This is a genomic window from Streptomyces sp. NPDC005423, assembly GCF_040606415.1.
Taxonomy (GTDB): domain Bacteria; phylum Actinomycetota; class Actinomycetes; order Streptomycetales; family Streptomycetaceae; genus Streptomyces.
This window is the reverse complement of record NZ_JBEXET010000006.1, coordinates 122,195-139,896: the sequence shown is the minus strand read 5'-3', so window position 1 is coordinate 139,896 and position 17,702 is coordinate 122,195. Positions and strand designations below refer to the sequence as shown.

The 17,702-nt window shown below is 72.7% G+C and carries 16 protein-coding genes; 3 read left to right on the top strand and 13 right to left on the bottom strand.

Annotated elements, in window-relative coordinates; genetic code table 11:
- Nucleotides 1–16: 16 nt before the first annotated feature.
- Nucleotides 17–355, bottom strand: coding sequence for a barstar family protein (locus tag ABZT12_RS10670; protein ID WP_356380643.1), 339 nt, complete (start codon nucleotides 353–355; stop codon nucleotides 17–19).
- Between the two features lie 260 nt (nucleotides 356–615).
- On the opposite strand from ABZT12_RS10670, the gene ABZT12_RS10665 reads away from it, so the two are divergent.
- Together ABZT12_RS10665 and ABZT12_RS10660 are read left to right on the top strand one after the other, a co-directional pair.
- Nucleotides 616–1,476: a PaaX family transcriptional regulator C-terminal domain-containing protein gene (locus tag ABZT12_RS10665; RefSeq protein WP_356380640.1), complete on the top strand. Its 861-nt coding sequence runs from the start codon at nucleotides 616–618 to the stop codon at nucleotides 1,474–1,476.
- A 267-nt stretch (nucleotides 1,477–1,743) separates the two neighbouring features.
- Complete coding sequence (locus tag ABZT12_RS10660) at nucleotides 1,744–3,309, top strand: MFS transporter (RefSeq protein ID WP_356380637.1); 1,566 nt, start codon at nucleotides 1,744–1,746, stop codon at nucleotides 3,307–3,309.
- 277 nt (nucleotides 3,310–3,586) lie between these two features.
- Here the strand turns inward: ABZT12_RS10660 and ABZT12_RS10655 are convergent, their stop codons facing one another.
- The 4 genes from ABZT12_RS10655 to fmt all read right to left on the bottom strand — a co-directional run bounded on the left by ABZT12_RS10655 (nucleotide 3,587) and on the right by fmt (nucleotide 7,956).
- Nucleotides 3,587–4,630 (bottom strand): sugar-binding domain-containing protein, encoded by a 1,044-nt coding sequence (locus tag ABZT12_RS10655; protein ID WP_356380871.1) that lies wholly within the window; start codon nucleotides 4,628–4,630, stop codon nucleotides 3,587–3,589.
- Nucleotides 4,631–4,708: 78 nt separating this feature from the next.
- On the bottom strand, nucleotides 4,709–5,395 hold the full coding sequence (rpe, locus tag ABZT12_RS10650) for a ribulose-phosphate 3-epimerase (protein ID WP_356380634.1): 687 nt from the start codon (nucleotides 5,393–5,395) through the stop codon (nucleotides 4,709–4,711).
- A gap of 113 nt (nucleotides 5,396–5,508) precedes the next feature.
- A complete protein-coding gene (locus tag ABZT12_RS10645) occupies nucleotides 5,509–6,936 on the bottom strand; it encodes a transcription antitermination factor NusB (RefSeq protein WP_356380631.1) in 1,428 nt (475 codons plus the stop codon).
- Between the two features lie 75 nt (nucleotides 6,937–7,011).
- A complete protein-coding gene (fmt, locus tag ABZT12_RS10640; protein ID WP_356380628.1) occupies nucleotides 7,012–7,956 on the bottom strand; it encodes a methionyl-tRNA formyltransferase in 945 nt (314 codons plus the stop codon).
- A gap of 247 nt (nucleotides 7,957–8,203) precedes the next feature.
- Here fmt and ABZT12_RS10635 point away from each other — a divergent pair, with 247 nt between their 5' ends.
- The gene (locus tag ABZT12_RS10635) at nucleotides 8,204–8,758 is read left to right on the top strand and encodes a hypothetical protein (RefSeq protein WP_356380625.1); all 555 of its coding nucleotides are present in this window, start codon (nucleotides 8,204–8,206) and stop codon (nucleotides 8,756–8,758) included.
- Between the two features lie 208 nt (nucleotides 8,759–8,966).
- Here the strand turns inward: ABZT12_RS10635 and ABZT12_RS10630 are convergent, their stop codons facing one another.
- The 8 genes from ABZT12_RS10630 to ABZT12_RS10595 form a co-directional block, all read right to left on the bottom strand.
- A complete protein-coding gene (locus ABZT12_RS10630) occupies nucleotides 8,967–11,114 on the bottom strand; it encodes a primosomal protein N' (RefSeq protein ID WP_356380622.1) in 2,148 nt (715 codons plus the stop codon).
- Nucleotides 11,115–11,291: 177 nt separating this feature from the next.
- On the bottom strand, nucleotides 11,292–12,500 hold the full coding sequence (gene metK / locus ABZT12_RS10625) for a methionine adenosyltransferase (RefSeq protein ID WP_356380619.1): 1,209 nt from the start codon (nucleotides 12,498–12,500) through the stop codon (nucleotides 11,292–11,294).
- 238 nt (nucleotides 12,501–12,738) lie between these two features.
- A complete protein-coding gene (coaBC, locus tag ABZT12_RS10620; protein ID WP_356380615.1) occupies nucleotides 12,739–13,941 on the bottom strand; it encodes a bifunctional phosphopantothenoylcysteine decarboxylase/phosphopantothenate--cysteine ligase CoaBC in 1,203 nt (400 codons plus the stop codon).
- Nucleotides 13,942–14,095: 154 nt separating this feature from the next.
- Entirely contained in the window at nucleotides 14,096–14,368 is a 273-nt protein-coding gene (rpoZ, locus tag ABZT12_RS10615) for a DNA-directed RNA polymerase subunit omega (protein WP_019059732.1), read from the bottom strand.
- 37 nt (nucleotides 14,369–14,405) lie between these two features.
- Entirely contained in the window at nucleotides 14,406–14,999 is a 594-nt protein-coding gene (gene gmk / locus ABZT12_RS10610; protein ID WP_356380612.1) for a guanylate kinase, read from the bottom strand.
- A 61-nt stretch (nucleotides 15,000–15,060) separates the two neighbouring features.
- Nucleotides 15,061–15,384: an integration host factor gene (locus tag ABZT12_RS10605; RefSeq protein WP_019059734.1), complete on the bottom strand. Its 324-nt coding sequence runs from the start codon at nucleotides 15,382–15,384 to the stop codon at nucleotides 15,061–15,063.
- A gap of 277 nt (nucleotides 15,385–15,661) precedes the next feature.
- Nucleotides 15,662–16,507: an orotidine-5'-phosphate decarboxylase gene (pyrF, locus tag ABZT12_RS10600; RefSeq protein ID WP_356380609.1), complete on the bottom strand. Its 846-nt coding sequence runs from the start codon at nucleotides 16,505–16,507 to the stop codon at nucleotides 15,662–15,664.
- A complete protein-coding gene (locus ABZT12_RS10595) occupies nucleotides 16,504–17,610 on the bottom strand; it encodes a quinone-dependent dihydroorotate dehydrogenase (protein ID WP_356380606.1) in 1,107 nt (368 codons plus the stop codon). The genes pyrF and ABZT12_RS10595 overlap by 4 nt, the downstream gene beginning before the upstream one ends.
- Nucleotides 17,611–17,702: the final 92 nt, after the last annotated feature.

Sequence of the window (17,702 nt, the reverse complement as noted above, 5' to 3'; positions counted from 1 at the left end):
GCACCGCCCCGTACCATCATCCAGGCAGGTCAGAGGCGTCCTTGGAGGAACCTCCGACGGCGAGCAGGACGGCGAGCCCGGGTACCAGGTCCACCGCCCCACCGAACACGTCGAGGGCGGTCGCCCACTCCTCGGGCCGCGCCTTCGCGTACCCGTGCCAGTTCCGTACGACGATCCACAGCCCCTGCTCGGCGGCGGCCTCGGGCCAGACGGAGTGGTCGGTGAGGGAGTCGGCGAGGGCGTCCCAATTGCGGCCGAACCAGTCGGGCAGCTCCAGCGCGCGGACGCAGCGGTCCATCAGGCCGTCCTTGTCCCTGACCCCGTGGAGGTCGAGCGTGACCACGAGTTCCGTCATCTCCGTACCACCCCGAACGACTTGTAGTGATCACCGGTGGAGTGGATCCGGCCGCCCTGTCCGGTGACAATGCGCGGGCGCGCGCGCCCTGTTGAGCCGCGATCGCCTCCGCAACCTACCTTCTGATGCCCCGGTCCGGCGCCCGCGCACCTCCCCTGACATACGCCCCGCACCGACCTTGTTCTTTACGTCGATCGCCGTCACGGAAGTGACACGGTTCGCGGGTCGACGGCGGAGGTCGCCCCGTACCGGCCTACGCTGTGCCGGTGACCAGTGTCGATGTCGCCGCCGGAGCCACCGCCGAGAGCGGTCCCGAGCCGCGCACCCAGTCCCTGATGCTCACCTTCTTCGGCGCTCATGTGCTGGGGCGGCCCATCGCCGTGTCGACGGGCAGCGTGATCGCCGCGCTCGGACGGCTGGGCAACACCGAGGAGGCGGTCCGGACCACCCTCAACCGGATGGTCAAACGCGGCCTGCTGGAACGCAGCCGCCAGGGCCGCAAGACCTACTTCGGGCTGACCCCGCACGCCGTTCAGGTACTGACGGACGGCCGGGACCGGATCTGGCGCACCGGCGCGGTGAACCGGGACTGGGACGGCCGGTGGACGATGGTCGGCTTCTCGCTGCCCGAGGCGTGGAGCCGCGAACGGCACGACCTGCGCTCCCGCCTGCTCTGGGCGGGCTTCGGCCCGCTGCAGAACGGCATGTGGGTGGCCCCGGCGCGCGTCGACGTCCGCGAGATGGTGGCGGGTCTCGGGCTGGAGGCGCACCTGCGGGTGTTCCGGGCGGAGGTGGAGTCGCCGACCGACGTGCGCCAGGTGCTGGAGCAGGCCTTCGACGTCCCGGCCATCGGGGCGAGGTACCGGGCGTTCCTGGAGCGCTGGGACCGCACCGACCCGCTGCCCGCCGCGGCCTCCGGCGACGAGCTCGCCGGCCAGCTCCTGCTCCACACCGACTGGCTGGATCTGGTCCGACGGGACCCGCATCTGCCCGCCGAGCACCTGCCCGGGGACTGGCCCGCCGCGGAGGCGGAGACCGTCTTCCGCGGCCTGGCCAGCCGCTGGGAGCGCCCGGCGGCGCGCGCCGCGGCCCGGCTGCTCGACACCCTGACGCTGGGCTGAGCCCGCGGGCTCCGTGCGCCCACTCCGGGGACCCGGCTGTCCCATTATTGGTCAATCTATTGACGGCCATAAAAAAAGAGACCTACATTCTCAGCGCCCGCCCACCCCAGGCGGGCGCCGAGTCGTGGGGCCTCGGCCGTGCCGCCCTCACCGACCACCGGCCGAGCCGTCCGACCGGTGGTCGCCGACCCCGAGCCCGCCATCACCCCGCCGTCACCCCGCCGTCACCCCGCAGCAGCCCGCACGCCCCAGGAGTCCACCGTGTCGATGACGACCGAACCCACCGCGCCGACCGCCACCGGACGGGGCCTGGCCACAGGCACCCTGGTCGCCGGTCTCCTCGCCGTCTGCCTCGCCCAGATCGGCCTGGCCATACCGGCCACCCTCAACGGGCTGTTCCAGTCCGACCTGCACCCGGTCGGCTCCCAGCTCACCTGGATCTCCGACGCCTTCCTGCTCCCGGTCGCCGTACTGGAGCTGACCTTCGGCCTGCTCGGTGACCTCTTCGGCCGCAAACGCCTGCTGGTCGGCGGCGCCCTGCTGCTGGCCGCGGGCGAACTGGTCAGCGCCACCGCCTCCGGCATCCACCAGCTCTGGACCGGACAGGCCCTGGCCGGGCTGGGCGCGGCGGCGCTCTTCCCGACCTCGCTCGCCATCCTGGCGGCCGGCACCACCTCGCCCGCGCAACGCGCCCGGGTCATCGCGATGTGGGCCGCCCTGCTCTCCACCGGCGGCTTCCTCGCCCCGCTGCTCGGCGGCGTCACCGCCACCTACGGCTCGTGGCGCTGGTCCTTCGTGGTGGTCACCGCCGTCGCCGCGGCGAGCGCCGCCGTCAGCGCCCTGTTCGCCGTCAACTCCAGTGCGCCAGAAGGGCGTTCACTCGACATCGCGGGTCAGCTCAGTATCGGTCTGGGCCTCTTCTCGCTGCTCTACGCGATCATCCAGGGCCCGACGGACGGCTGGGCCTCCCCCTCGATCGTTCTCGCCTTCGTCCTGGCGGCCGTGTTCCTGGCCGCGTTCGTCCTGGCCGAGAAGCGCGCCAAGTCCCCGCTGCTGCGCCTGGACCTGTTCGGCAACCGGGCCTTCGCGGTGGCCTCGGTCGTGGCGGTGGTCGGCATGTTCGCCTTCCTCGGCACCGCCTACTCGGTCAGCATCCGCCTCGGCCCGGTGCAGGACCAGGCACCGATGCGGACGGCCCTGGCGTTCGTCCTGCTCAACGGGATCGCGCTGGTGATGCTGCCGCTGACCGAGCGGCTGCTGAGGACCGTGGCGCCGGGGCTGCTGCTGGGGGCGGGGCTGCTGCTGATCGGTGCGGGCGACTACTGGGCGGCCACCCTCCCGATCACCGACACCGCCTTCACCTCGCTGATCCTGCCGCTCGGCCTGGTCGGCCTCGGCTTCGCGATCACCGTGTCGTCGATCACCGCGACCGCCGTCAACACCGTGCCCGTACACCTGGCGGGCATGGCGAGCGCCACCACCAACCTGCTGCGCGACTTCGGCTTCACCCTCGGCCCGGCCGTCATCGGCGCCGTGGCCCTGAGCCGCGCGGCCGGCAGCTTCTCCACCTCACTGCACGGCTCCGCGCTGCCCCCGGCGCTGAAGGGCGCGGGCACGGCCGTACTGGAGGAGGGCGGCCCGCTGGCGGTCAACGGCGCCTCGGCGGCCTCGCCGAAACTGGCCGACCTGCATCCGCTCGCGCTGGACGCCCTCGGCCACGGCTACTCCGTGGGCTTCGTCGTCTGCGGCACGGCCGCCCTCTTCTCCGCGCTGCTGGCCCTCGTCACCCTCCGAGGACGAGCCGCCGCGCACGAGGAGCCCGCGGCGCGCTAGTGCCGCAAGGGGCAACAGTCGCCCCGTCGTGACGCCATGCACGCACTCTCGCCGCACCGGCCGGGAGCGGATGCGGTGGGTGAACTCGCGTACCAGGGCGGGCCGCTCGCGACCCGGGCCAGGCGCAGAAAGTCAACGCGGTTCTGCGTGACGAGAGTTGCCCGGCCGGCATTGGTGTCTACGGTCAACGCGGCCCGCCACGGCGGAGGTTCATCCCGAGGTCCGGCCGTGGTGGCATCACGCGGATGCCACCACGGCCGGACGGCGCCGGTGTGGGTCAGGGGCCGTCGGGGTCGGTGCGGCTGAGCGCCGACTTGGGCGGGCTGCCCGCCGTCATCAGATAGTCCGCGGCGGACGTGTCCGTCACCAGGCTGGTGACGAGCCCGGACCGCAGGACGGCGTCGATCGCCGCCGCCTTCCGCTGCCCGCCCGCGATCGCGACCACCTCGGGGATACGGCGCAACTGGTCCGCCTTGACGGTGATGCACCGCTCGCCCAGGTCCCGGCCGACCCGGCGGCCCTCGGCGTCGAAGAGGTGGGCGGACGTCTCGGCGGCGACACCCAGGGTGGAGTAGTGGGCCCGCTCCTCATCGCTGAGCATGTCGTACACCGTGGAGATGCCCGGCTCCCAGGAGCCGATGGAGACACAGGCGACGGTGACCTTGTCGAAGTACTCGAAGGCCCGGGCGATCCCCGTCTGGTGGCGCAGCGCCACCGCGGTCGCCGCGTCCGGCAGCAGCATCGGCGCGTAGATGGGGTGGGCGTCGCCGCCCGACACCTGCGCCGCCCGCCGTACCGCCTCGACCGAGCCGCGCTCGGCGGTCCCGGCGTCGTACACCCCCGTCAGCTGGACGACCGTGCAAGGCGGCAGCCGGTCGAGGGCGGCCGCCATGTGAATGGTGGACCGGCCCCAGGCGAGGCCCAGCACAGCGCCCTCGTCCACCAGTTCGCCGAGCAGGTCGGCAGCGACCTCGCCGAGGTTCTCGGGGTCGGGCGACTCCTCGGCGTCGGCCGGGGACTCCACCACGACGGCGTGCCGCAGACCGTAGCGGGCGCGCAGCGCGTCGGAGCGCTCCGCGTCCAGCTCGGCCGGCACCCGGATCTCGATCCGGACGAGATCCCGTTCGAGAGCGGTCTCCAGGACCCGGGCCACCTTGAAGCGGCTGACGCCGAACTCCTCGGCGATCTGGATCTTGGATTTGCCCTCCAGGTAGAAGCGGCGGGCCATGGCCGCCGCCTGCACCAGCTCAGCGGGTCCCATCCGCATGGCTGACCGGCCCGCCGACATACCCGACACGGCGTTCTCCTCACTGCTGTTCACACTCTGGATACGCCGTTCATCCTCGCAGATGCGGCGCATTTGATCAGCCTCGAAGGCCGCCGTTCATATACCTGCCGTTCAGTGGTCGCACGCCCAGGACGCCTTGGCAGTGACCGCCTCCGCCTGGGTGCGCAGTGCACGTACCGCCTGGGCCGGGTCCGATGCCCCGTAGACGGCCGAACCGGCGACGAACACATCCGCCCCCGCCTCCGCGCACCGCTCGATCGTCGACGCCGAAACCCCTCCGTCGACCTGGAGCCAGAGGTCGAGTCCGTGCTTGCCGATCAGCTCCCGGGTCCGGCGGATCTTCGGCAGCATGATGTCGAGGAACGCCTGGCCGCCGAAGCCCGGCTCGACGGTCATGATCAGCAGCATGTCCAGCTCGGGCAGCAGATCCTCGTACGGCTCGATCGGCGTCGCCGGCTTGAGCGCCATGGAGGCACGGGCCCCCTTCGCCCGGATCTCCCGGGCGAGCCGCACGGGTGCGGCGGCCGCCTCGACGTGGAAGGTGACGGAGGAGGCGCCCGCCTCGACGTACTGCGGTGCCCACCGGTCGACGTCCGCGATCATCAGATGGCAGTCCAGCGGGGTGTCCGTCGCCCGCGCCAGTGACTCCACGACGGGCACCCCGAGCGTGAGGTTCGGCACGAAGTGGTTGTCCATGACGTCGACATGGAGCCAGTCCGCCCCTTCGACCGCCTTCGCCTCCTCGGCGAGACGGGCGAAGTCGGCGGACAGGATGCTGGGGTTGATCTGCACGGCCATGCCCCAAGCCTGCCACGACTGGGGACGGTTGTTCGCCCCGATGCCGGGTCGGCCGCTCCGGGCGCGCATCAGACGCCACCGGGGTCCGCCCCGGCGCACCACTCACCTGTGGGTCAGCCGGTCCGGCGGACGAGCGCCAGGTACATGGCGTCGGTCCCGTGCAGGTGCGGCCACAGCTGTACGTCGGGCCCCTCGCCCAGCGCCGGCACGTCCGGCAGGAGCGGGCGGGCGTCGATCAGTTCGGTGTGCGGGTACTGCTTGAGGACGTCGTCCACCACCGCCCGCGTCTCGGCGAGGTGGGGCGAGCAGGTGGCGTACCCGACGACCCCGCCGACCCGTACGGAGTCGAGCGCGGTGCGCAGCAACTCCCTTTGCAGCGGCGCGAATCTCTCCAGATCCTCCGGGCGGCGCCGCCAGCGCGCCTCGGGGCGCCGGCGCAGCGCGCCGAGACCCGTGCAGGGCACGTCCATCAGCACCCGGTCGAAGGTGCCGGGGAGCCACGGCGGCCGGGTTCCGTCGGCGGCGATGACCTGGTAGGGCCCGGGGTTCCCGGCGAGCGTCTTCGCGACCAGGCTCGCGCGGTGCGGCAGCTTCTCGGCGGCGAGCAGCGCGGCGCCGCGCCCGGCGGCGAGCGCGGCGAGCAGGGCGGCCTTGCCGCCGGGCCCGGCGCACCCGTCGAGCCACTTCTCGTCGGGGCCGTCCAGCGGGGCGTTGGCCAGCGCGAGCGCGACGAGCTGACTGCCCTCGTCCTGCACCCCCGCCCGGCCCTGGCGCACGGCGTCGACGGCACCGGGCTCACCGCCCTCACTGAGCCGCACGGCATACGGCGACCAGCGGCCCGGCAGCGCGGCCTCCTCGCGGAGCAGCTCGTCCGTGGTGGCCCGGCCGGGGCGGGCGACGAGGGTCACCTCGGGCCGTTCGTTGTCGGCCGCCAGCAACTCCTCGATGCCGGTCCGGCCGCCGCCCAGCGAGTCCCACAGCGCGGAGACCACCCACCGCGGGTGCGAGTGCACGACGGCGAGATGGTCCTCGGGGTCCTCGTCGTAGGGCGGTGCCACCCGCTCGATCCAGGTGTCGAGATCGTCCTGCGCGACCTTCCGCAGCACGGCGTTGACGAACTTGGCCCGTCCGTCGCCGAGGACGACCCGGGCCAGCTCGACGGAGGCGGAGACGGCCGCGTGGGTCGGGATGCGCGTTCCCAGCAACTGGTGCACGCCGAGGCTCAGCACGTCCAACACCGGCGGGTCGACCTCGCGCAGCGGCCGGTCGACACAGGCCGAGATGATCGCGTCGTACGTGCCCTGCCGGCGCAGCGTCCCGTAGACCAGCTCGGTCGCGAGCGCCGCGTCCCGGGCGTCGAACTTCTCCGGCCCCTCCTTCTCGCGCGCCTTGCGCAGCAGCGGCGGCAGCACGAGGTTGGCGTACGCGTCCCGTTCGTCCACCGCCCGCAGCGCTTCGAAGGCGAGGAAACGGACGGGGTCCTTCTGGGGCCGGCGGTAGGGCTTGCCCGGTTTACGGGGCCGGGCGGACTGCTCGCTCACGAAAAAGGTGCTCCGGTTTTCTGGCCGAGATGTGCGCCCAGCCTACGTCGCACCGCCGGGCCCGTGCGCGGGGAGTCAGCCCGCGAGACCGCCTCCGAGGCTCTCGCCGTCGGCGATCCGCGCCCCGCGGGCCCAGTCCGCCGCGCGCATCGGCTTCTTGCCCTGGGCCTGCACCCACAGCAGCTCGACGGCGTACGAACCGGTGCCGACGTACACGTTGTTCTTGCCGGCGGCGAGCGCGCCGGGCGCGAGGTCGTCCCGCCCGGGGACCGGCACGACGTGGACGAGCTTGAGCCGCTCGCCCCGGAAGACGGTCCAGGCGCCGGGGGCGGGCGTGCAACCGCGCACCACCCGGTCGACCCGCAGGGCGGGCGCGGTCCAGTCGATCCTGGCGTCCTCGACACTGATCTTCGGGGCGAGGGTGACGCCGTCGTGCGGCTGCGGTACGGCCTTCAGGGTGCCGTCCTCGATGCCGTCCATGGTCGCGGCGAGCAGGCCGGAGCCGGCGAACGCGAGTCGGGTGAGGAGGTCGCCGCTGGTGTCGGTGGGCCGGATCTCCTCGGTGACGGTGCCGTAGACGGGCCCGGAGTCGAGTCCCTCCTCGATGAGGAAGGTGGAGGCGCCGGTGATCTCGTCCCCGGACATGACGGAGTGCTGCACGGGGGCGGCGCCGCGCCAGGCGGGCAGCAGCGAGAAGTGCAGGTTGACCCAGCCGTGCGCGGGGATGTCGAGGGCGACCCGGGGCAGCAGGGCGCCGTAGGCGACGACGGGGCAGCAGTCGGGGGCGATCTCCCGCAGCCGCTCGAGGAACTCCGGGTCCTTGGGCTTGAGGGGCCTGAGCACCTCGATCCCCGCCTCGGCGGCCCGCTCGGCGACGGGACTCGCGACCAGCCTGCGCCCGCGCCCGGCCGGCGCGTCGGGGCGCGTGACGACGGCGGCCACCTCGTGCCGCCCGGAGGCGATCAGGGCGTCCAGGGCGGGAACGGCGACCTCGGGGGTACCGGCGAAGACCAGCTTCATGGGTGGGTTCGGGCCTCTCGGGCGGAACGACTGCGGGCAGCGCACCAGTCTATGGCCCCGACGGCACGGCCGCCCGAGGCGGTCGGACAGGTAGTGCGCGGGCAGCGGGGAGGGCGTACGCACATGTCCGTACGCCCCCGCTGCGTGACCAGCGGAGCGAATCCGCGTTGGTCAAGAAAGAGTTGACCACAGCGGGCCGCGAGCGCGCGGCCCGATCCTTTTCAACGCCTGTTCGAGAGGCTTGTTCATGGCCGACCACGCAACCCACGACGCCCAGGCTCGGGCCAGCCTGCACTTGCTGGTGCGGGACATCGAGCGGGTCCGCCGGCAGGTGGACGCACTGCGCACACTCACCGCCCAGCTGGGCAACGTCTACCGCCCGCGCCGCTCGGGCCCCTCCACGGGCTTCGTCGTCTACGGGCGTGCTCCCGCCCCGACGGTCCGGCTCGCCCAGGAACTGCGGGACAGCGTCGAGACCCTGGTCACCGCCGCCGTGGACTTCGACCGCTCGCTCGGCTTCTCGTGGGACGCGGTCGGTTCGGCCCTCGGGGTCACCAAGCAGGCGGTGCACCGCCGTTACGGTGCCCGGCGTGCCGCCGCCCAGGCCGCGGCCGACGCCGAGCGCACGACCGAGGCCGCGGTGACCCGCCCGGTCGGCGTCAACACCGGCCTCCCCCCGATGCCCACGATGCCCACGGTCCCGGCGGCCCGCTCCATGCCCGCCCAGCCGACGGCCGGCAGCCCCACCACCCTCCGCGAGGAAGCCAGGCCGACGGCGTTCCCCGGCCCGCGCAACGGCTGAGTCCCGCCGGAAGCCCCTCCGCACCACCCCCACCGCCTACTTGTCTCGACTGCCTCGACTGCCTCCCGGAGTGCGACCGGGAGGCAGCTGTTGTTATGGGCACGCGCGGAGGTCAGCCTCGTGAGGACGGTCAACGGGCTTTGCACGGAAGGGGGTTGGGCGGACGACGCAGACCCGATCAAGGTGCGCGGCCCACCGCGGGCGGCCGTCAGCCGATGTCCGGGGGATCGATCCGCACCCGCACCGGTTCGTCGCCGCCCCTGGCCATCCGGGCCGCCTGCGCGGCCTTCAGCGCGGCGGCCAACGCGGCCCCGCTCCCCGGGCGTACCCGCACCAGAGCCCGCTCCCAGTGCTCCCCGAGCGGCGGCCCGCCCGCGCGTCTCGGGCGCCCGATCACCGCGTCCGCGACCGGCACCGGCCCCAACACCTGGGCATCCGGGGGCAGTTCGACCGCAGCGAGGAAGTCTGCCACCGCCTCCCCTGACCCGGTGACCGCGGCCATCCGTGACACCGGCGGAAACCCCAGCTCCGCCCGCTCGGAGAGTTCCCGCACCGCGTGCCCGACGGGATCCCACCGCACCAGCGCCTGCACCGGCCGCAACGTGGGCTCCGCGACCACGACCACCGTCCCCCCGGCACCCTGCGGCCGCACCAGCGCGCTCGCCCCGATCCACCGCCGCAGCGCGTCCTCCCCGGCCCGCAGGTCCGGCCGTCCGACCATGGCCCAGCCGTCGAGCAACAGGGCCGCCGCGTACCCCCCGTCGGCGACCGGCTCGGCCCCGGGGGTGCTGACCACCAGCGCGGGCGTCCCCGGCACCGTGTCCAGCACCTGCTCGCGCCCCGACGTGCGCACCGGCACCGCCGGGAACGCCCGCCCCAGCTCCTCGGCCGTCCGCCGCGCCCCGACGATCTGGGCGCGCAGCCGGAACCCCCCGCACTCGGGGCAGTGCCACGCGGTCTCCGCGCGACCGCACCAGGCGCAACCCAGCGCCCCGGCGTCGTGCGCCTCCAGCGGGCCGGCGCAGTGCCGGCAGCGCGCCGCCGCCCGGCACTGGGCGCAGGCCATCCGCGGCACGTATCCGCGCCGGGGCACCTGTACCAGTACGGGCCCGTGCTTCAGCCCCTCCCGCACGGCCTGCCAGGCCAGCGTGGGCAGCCGGGCGGCCCGGGCGGCCTCGTCCCGCGCGAGGTCCCCGTCCCCCACCGTCCGCACCAGCGGAGCCGACTGCCGCACCTGCTCGCGAACGGCGACCAGCGGTCCGGCCCAGCCGCTCTCCACCAGCTGTGCGGCCTCCACCGTGCAGCTCCAACTCCCCAGCAGGAAAGCGCACTTGTCCTGCGCCGCCCGGAGCAGCAGCACTTCGCGCGCGTGCGGCTGCGGGGCGTGCTGCTCGCTGTGGCTGTCGTCCCCGTCCTCCCAGATCGCGACGAGTCCGAGAGCGCGGACCGGGGCGAACATCGCGGCCCGGGTCCCCACCACCGCGCGCACGGAGCCCCGCCGGACGGCCAGCCACTGCCGGTACCGCTTCTCGGGCCCGGCCTCGGCGGTGAGCAGCGCGTGGTGTCCCGTACCGAGCAGGGCCGTCAGCGCGGCGTCGACCCGGGCGGCGGCCCGTCCGTCCGGGACGACGACGAGCGCTCCGCGCCCGGACGCGAGCGTCGCGGCGACGGCCCGCGCCAGTTCCTCGCACCACTCGGGTCCGGGCAGCGCGTTCCACACGGCCCTCGGCGCACCTCCCGTGGCGAGCGCCTCCAGGAACCCGGCCCCCCGCTCGTACCGCGCCCAGGTCCCCACGGCGGGCGCCTCCGGCACCGGCAGCGGGGCGGGCGACGGTTTCTGTTCGGCCCGGGCGCTGCGCGGCGGCACGGCCAGTTGGAGCACGTCGGCGAGGCTTCCGGCGTACCGGTCGGCGACGGCGCGGGCGAGTCCGAGGAGTTCCTCGCTCAGCACGCGCTCCGGTGAGACGACCTGGGCCAGTGCGGCGAGCGGCCCGGCGTAGTCGGACTCGGGGAGCCGCTCCACGAGGAAGCCGTCGATGAGTCCCCCGCCCTCGCGGCGCCCGTCCCGCACCCGGTGCCGCCCGGCCCCGAACCGCACCCGGACCCGCACCCCGGGCTGCGCGTCGGCGTCGAGTTCCTCGGGCACGGCGTAGTCGAAGTAGCGGTCGAGGTGCAGGACGCCCTTGTCGACCAGCACCCGGGCGACGGGCAGCCGCTCGGCGAGCGCCGCCCCCCGCCAGGTCCGGGGCTTGGCGCGGGGGCCCTTGGCCTGCCGCACGCTCTCCCGGATGAGCGCAAGCTGCTCCGGCGGCGCACCCTCCGCACCGCCGTCCCGGTCCCCGTCCTCGCCGCTCACACCTGCATTTTTACCGCACGGCACTGACAACGACGGGCGGCGCCCGTCGCGCGGCCGCCCGGGAACCGGCCGCCCGCCGCGTCCGTCGCGGGCTGTTCCTGCGCCCCGCAACGCCGAAGTCCGGCCCCCCGACGGGAGACCGGACTTCGTCGGTGCGTGCGGGTACGGCGCTGGGACCTACAGGCCCGCCGCCGTGCGCAGGGCGTCCACGCGGTCGGTGCGCTCCCAGGTGAAGTCGGGGAGTTCGCGGCCGAAGTGACCGTAGGCCGCCGTCTGGGCGTAGATCGGGCGGAGCAGGTCGAGGTCGCGGATGATGGCGGCCGGACGGAGGTCGAAGACCTCGTCGATCGCCTTCTCGATCTTCTCGGTGTCGACCTTGGCGGTGCCGAAGGTCTCGACGAAGAGACCGACCGGCTCGGCCTTGCCGATGGCGTACGCCACCTGGACCTCGCAGCGCGAGGCGAGCCCGGCCGCCACCACGTTCTTGGCGACCCAGCGCATCGCGTACGCCGCCGAACGGTCCACCTTCGAGGGGTCCTTGCCCGAGAAGGCACCGCCGCCGTGGCGGGCCATGCCGCCGTACGTGTCGATGATGATCTTGCGGCCGGTGAGGCCGGCGTCGCCCATCGGGCCGCCGATCTCGAAACGCCCGGTCGGGTTGACCAGCAGGCGGTAGCCGTCGGTGTCCAGCTTGATGCCCTCGTCGAGCAGCGCCTTCAGCTCCGGCTCCACGACGAACTCGCGGATGTCCGGGGTCAGCAGCGACTCCAGGTCGATGTCGCTCGCGTGCTGCGAGGAGACGACCACCGTGTCCAGCCGGACCGCCTTGTCACCGTCGTACTCGATGGTGACCTGGGTCTTTCCGTCGGGACGCAGGTAGGGGATCGTCCCGTTCTTGCGGACATCGGAGAGGCGCTTGGACAGGCGGTGCGCGAGGAAGATCGGCAGCGGCATCAGCGTCGGCGTCTCGTCCGTCGCGTAGCCGAACATCAGGCCCTGGTCACCGGCGCCCTGACGGTCCAGCTCGTCGTCGTCGCCCTCGACCCGGTTCTCGTACGCCGTGTCGACGCCCTGCGCGATGTCCGGGGACTGCGCCCCGATCGACACCGACACACCGCAGGAGGCGCCGTCGAAGCCCTTCTTCGAGGAGTCGTAGCCGATCTCCAGGATCTTCTCGCGGACCAGCTGCGGAATCGGCGCGTACGTCTTGGTGGTGACCTCTCCGGCCACATGCACCAGACCGGTGGTGATCAACGTCTCCACGGCGACCCGGGACGTCGGGTCCTCCCGCAGAAGCGCGTCGAGAATGGTGTCGCTGATCTGGTCAGCGATCTTGTCGGGATGTCCTTCGGTCACGGACTCCGAGGTGAAAAGACGACGGGACACAACGCTCCCTGAGGTTGCAGCGGCTGCTGGCTGATCATTGGCGGACGGGACGGGGGCTGCGCCCGGCGTCGTCCAGGAACAGTTTATCGGTCGCGGTCGGTCGGCGGCCTTCCTGTCTCGCTGCTCGGAAGCGCTGTGACCTGCGGCACGGGCATTCTGCCCGCTGCCCTGCCGTGTCCGCCAGGGTCGCCACGCGCCAAAATGGCGGCTTCGGGAAGCCGAGAGACGAATGAAACATTCAGCCCAGACGTTCCGCCACCAGGTCCCACACGGTTTCGGCCAGGGCTTCCTTCGGCCCGTACGGCACGGGCGTCTCGCCGCCGTCGGCGCCCAGCACCACCGCCTCGTTCTCCTCCGAGCCGAAGGTTCTGCGCTCCCCCACCTCGTTCACCACCAGCAGATCGCACCCCTTGCGGGTCAGTTTGGCGCGGCCGTTGGCGAGGACGTCGTCCGTCTCCGCGGCGAACCCGACGATCACCTGGCCGGGCCGGGGCCGGTCGGACGAGATCTCCGCGAGGATGTCCGGATTCCGCACCAGGACCACCGGCTCGGGCTCCTGGCCGTCCTTCTTCTTGATCTTGCCGGTCGCGTACTCCGCCGGGCGGAAGTCGGCGACGGCCGCCGCCATGACGACCGCGTCCGCGTCCGCCGCGGCCTTCAGGACGGCCTCCCGCAGCTGGACGGCGGTGCCGACCGGGACGATGTCCACGCCCGCCGGGTCCGGCAGTGCCGTGTTCGCCGCGATCAGGGTGACCCGGGCGCCCCGGGCCGCCGCCGTACGGGCCAGCGCGTAGCCCTGTTTGCCGGAGGAGCGGTTGCCGAGGAAGCGGACCGGGTCGAGGGGTTCGCGGGTGCCGCCCGCGCTGACGACGACATGGCGGCCCGTGAGGTCGGGCGCGGTGACGCCCCGCGCGAGGACCCGGCGGCAGACCTCGAAGATCTCGGCCGGGTCGGGCAGCCGCCCCTTGCCCGTGTCGGCGCCGGTCAGCCGGCCGACGGCGGGTTCGATGACGAGCGCGCCGCGGCGGCGCAGGGTCGCCACGTTCTCCCGGGTGGCGGGGTGTTCCCACATCTCCGTGTGCATGGCCGGTGCGAAGACGACCGGACAGCGGGCGGTGAGCAGGGTGTTGGTCAGCAGGTCGTCGGCCAGACCGTGGGCCGCTCTGGCGAGCAGGTCGGCGGTGGCGGGGGCCGCCACCACCAGGTCGGCCTGCTGTCCGATGCGCACGTGCGGGACCTCGTGGACGCCGTCCCACACCTCGGTCGACACCGGGTGCCCGGAGAGCGCGGACCAGGTGGCGGCGCCGACGAAGTGCAGGGCCGAGGCGGTGGGGACGACCTGGACGTCGTGACCCGACTCCGTCAGTCTGCGCAGCAGCTCACAGGCCTTGTACGCGGCGATGCCACCGCTGATCCCCAGCACGACCTTGGGCTTGTCCACCGTCTCTCCCCGAGTTCGGAAAACGTACGAGTCCATCGACTCCATGACACACCGCAGGCCCGGCAGTCGCGCTGCCGGGCCTGTGGACAGAATTGTTGCGGTCCGCGGGGACGACTGTCCGCACTGCCCGCGTACGCCTCACGGCGTCGAACCGTCAGGTCGCCGGACCCTCGACCGCCTCGGAGGTCAGCAGACCCGCGTTGATCTCGCGCAGGGCGATGGAGAGCGGCTTCTCGTGCACGTGGGTGTCGACGAGCGGACCGACGTACTCGAGGAGGCCCTCACCGAGCTGCGAGTAGTACGCGTTGATCTGACGGGCGCGCTTGGCGGCGTAGATCACGAGGCTGTACTTCGAGTCGGTGGCCTCGAGGAGCTCGTCGATCGGAGGGTTGATGATGCCCTCGGGCGCGGTGATGGAAGAGGACACGCTCTGCCTTCCGAAAGGGGGAATGGGATCGAAACGATCACACAACTTCCGTCAAGGCTAGCAGCTCGCGTGCCACGTCCTCGACGGAGGTGTTGACCAGGGTCACATCGAACTCGGGCTCCGCCGCCAGCTCGACCCTGGCCGCGGCCAGACGGCGCTCGATCACCTCGGGCGGCTCGGTGCCCCGTCCGGTGAGCCGGCGCACCAGCTCCTCCCAGGAGGGCGGGGCCAGGAACACCAACCGCGCCTCGGCCATGGACTCGCGGACCTGGCGGGCGCCCTGGAGGTCGATCTCCAGGAGTACCGGCGCACCGGACTCCAGGTGCTCCAGGACGGCCGCCCGGGGCGTGCCGTAGCGGTTGCCCGCGAACTCGGCCCACTCCAGCAGCTCGCCGTTGGCGATCAGCTTGTCCATCTCCTCGTCGGTGACGAAGAAGTAGTGGACTCCGTGCTTCTCCCCGGGGCGGGGCCTGCGGGTCGTCGCCGACACCGAGAGCCAGACCTCGGGGTGTTCCTTGCGCATATGCGCGACGACCGTGCTCTTGCCGACCCCGGAGGGGCCGGAGAGCACGGTCAGCCGCGGACCTACGTCCGGGGGCTCGGGGGTCGTCCCCCGGAATGTTGCAGCCATGCGGCGATTATTCCAGCAATTCCGGGGTGTCCGGGACGCCGAGCCCCGGACACCCCGGCACTCAGGAGCCGGTGCTGCCGAACTCACGCTCCAGAGAAGCGATCTGGTTGGAGCCGAGACCACGCACACGGCGGCTCTCGGAGATGCCGAGTCGCTCCATGATCTGCTTGGCGCGGACCTTGCCCACGCCCGGCAGGGACTCAAGCAGGGCGGAGACCTTCATCTTGCCGATGACGTCGTTCTCCTGGCCCTGCTTGATGACGTCGTGCAGGGAGGCGCCGGAGTGCTTGAGTCGATTCTTGACCTCGGCCCGCTCCCGGCGAGCCGCGGCGGCCTTTTCGAGCGCGGCTGCGCGCTGTTCAGGGGTAAGGGGCGGAAGAGCCACGCCTACGTCACCTCGGATGTCGAACTGTCGGATACGGACCGGTGAGGAACCTAGTCGCCCCACACCTGGGGAGCCACGAGCAACACGCTTGCCCGTTGACTCTCGTCGGAGACTAGCGGCCAACTCCGCCGGAGTCAGCGAGAACAGAGGAAAAGTCCTGGTCAGCCTCTGCGAGGCCGGTCATTCCCGACATAACGCCCGGGATTTGAGGATGTATTCAGAATCGAGTCGGTCCGCGGCCACTCATCGGAGGACTGGACCGACCCGTTCGAACACCTCAGACCGCGGCGACCGCGACCCGGATCTCGTCCGCGAAGCGCTCCGCGGCCGACCTGAGCGCGCCCGCGTCGGGACCGTGACGCAGAACACCCCGGCTGACGTTCGGCACGACATTGCGCACCGCGGCCCCGAAGACCTCCGGCAGGTCCGCCGGAGTGGCCCCCTGGGCGCCGATCCCGGGCGCCAGGAGCGGACCGTTGACGTCCAGGTCGTACGAGGACAGATCGCCGAGGGTGGCGCCGACGACCGCCCCGAAGGAACCCAGCGGCTCCTCCCCCGCGTTCTCGGCCGCCAGATGCGCAAGCACCGTCGCTCCGACGTTCCGTCCGTCGGCGCGGACCGCGTGCTGGATTTCGCCGCCCTCCGGGTTGGAGGTCAGCGCCAGCACGAACAGGCCCGCGCCGCTCTCCCGCGCCAGCGCGACCGCCGGGGCGAGCGAGCCGTAGCCGAGATACGGCGAGACCGTGAGCGCGTCCGAGAAGAGCGGGGCGCCCTCCCGCAGGAACGCCTCGGCGTAGGCGGCCATGGTCGAGCCGATGTCGCCGCGCTTGGCGTCCATCACGACCAGCGCGCCGGCCGCCCTGGCCTCCTCGACCGACTTCTCCAGGACGGCGACGCCGCGCGAGCCGAAGCGCTCGAAGAACGCGCTCTGCGGTTTCAGTACGGCGACGCGGTCGGCCAGCGCCTCGACGACCGTGCGGCTGAACCGCTCCAGGCCGGCGATGGAGTCGTCCAGGCCCCACTCGGCGAGCAGCGACGCGTGCGGGTCGATGCCGACGCAGAGCGGGCCGCGCTCGTCCATGGCACGGCGCAGGCGGGCGCCGAAGGGGTCCAGAGCGCTCATGCGGGCTTCCTCACGTCGGCGCCGACCGCGTCGGCGAGGGTGGCGTACGGGCTCGTGCGCAGGCGGGCGGCGAGCCCCTTGTGGACGGCCCGGCCCCAGAGGGGTCCTTCATAGATGAAGGCGCTGTAGCCCTGGACGAGGGTGGCGCCCGCCAGGATGCGCTGCCAGACGTCCTCGGCGTCCTCGACGCCGCCGACTCCCACGAGCGTGACGCGGTCGCCCACGCGCGCGTAGAGGCGGCGCAGCACCTCCAGGGAGCGGGCCTTCAGCGGAGCCCCGGACAGGCCGCCGGTCTCCTTGACGAGGGCGGGCGCGGCGGTCAGCCCGAGTTCCTCGCGCGCGATGGTGGTGTTGGTGGCGATGATGCCGTCCAGGCCGAGTTCGACGGCGAGGTCGGCGACCGCGTCGACGTCCTCGTCGGCGAGGTCGGGGGCGATCTTCACCAGCAGCGGGACCCGGCGGCCGCTCACCGTACGGTCGGCCGCCTCGCGGACGGCGGTGAGCAGGGGGCGCAGCGTCTCGGTCGCCTGGAGGTCGCGCAAGCCGGGCGTGTTGGGCGACGAGACGTTCACGACGAGGTAGTCGGCGTGCCGGGCGAGCCGTTCGGCCGACTTCACGTAGTCGCCGACGGCCTCCTCCTCCGGTACGACCTTGGTCTTGCCGATGTTGACGCCGACGACGGTCCTGAAGACGGCCTCCCGGGCCGCCAGCCGGGCCGCCACCGCGGCGGAGCCCTCGTTGTTGAAGCCCATGCGGTTGACGAGGGCCCGGTCCGGCACGAGCCGGAAGAGCCGTTTCCCGGGGTTGCCGGGCTGCGGCTCGCCGGTCACCGTGCCGATCTCGACATGGTCGAAACCGAGCATCGACATGCCGTCGATGGCGACCGCGTTCTTGTCGAAGCCGGCCGCGAGCCCGAACGGACCGTGCATGCGCAGTCCGAACGCCTCGGTCCGCAGCTCCTCGTAGCGGGGCGCGAGGGCGGCGGCGAGGAACGTGCGCAGGACGGGGAGGCGGGCGGCGAGCCGGATCCAGCGGAAGGCGAGGTGATGGGCCTTCTCCGGGTCCATCCGCTGGAACACCAGACGGAAGAAGAGCTTGTACATCACTGGGTCCTCTTGAAGTGCGGGTGGGCGACGGCGGGCAAGAAGGAGCAAGAAGGAGGGGGACACCGTTGCCGGTGTCCCCCTCCCCAGCG

Bases quoted from the DNA above. Each gene is read 5' to 3' on its own strand.
- ABZT12_RS10670 (WP_356380643.1), bottom strand. From the start codon at position 355: ATGACGGAACTCGTGGTCACGCTCGACCTCCACGGGGTCAGGGACAAG.
- rpe (WP_356380634.1), bottom strand. From the start codon at position 5,395: ATGGCCGTGCAGATCAACCCCAGCATCCTGTCCGCCGACTTCGCCCGT.
- pyrF (WP_356380609.1), bottom strand. From the start codon at position 16,507: ATGAGCGCTCTGGACCCCTTCGGCGCCCGCCTGCGCCGTGCCATGGAC.
- ABZT12_RS10635 (WP_356380625.1), top strand. From the start codon at position 8,204: ATGGCCGACCACGCAACCCACGACGCCCAGGCTCGGGCCAGCCTGCAC.
- ABZT12_RS10595 (WP_356380606.1), bottom strand. From the start codon at position 17,610: ATGTACAAGCTCTTCTTCCGTCTGGTGTTCCAGCGGATGGACCCGGAG.
- ABZT12_RS10660 (WP_356380637.1), top strand. From the start codon at position 1,744: ATGACGACCGAACCCACCGCGCCGACCGCCACCGGACGGGGCCTGGCC.
- gmk (WP_356380612.1), bottom strand. From the start codon at position 14,999: ATGGCTGCAACATTCCGGGGGACGACCCCCGAGCCCCCGGACGTAGGT.
- fmt (WP_356380628.1), bottom strand. From the start codon at position 7,956: ATGAAGCTGGTCTTCGCCGGTACCCCCGAGGTCGCCGTTCCCGCCCTG.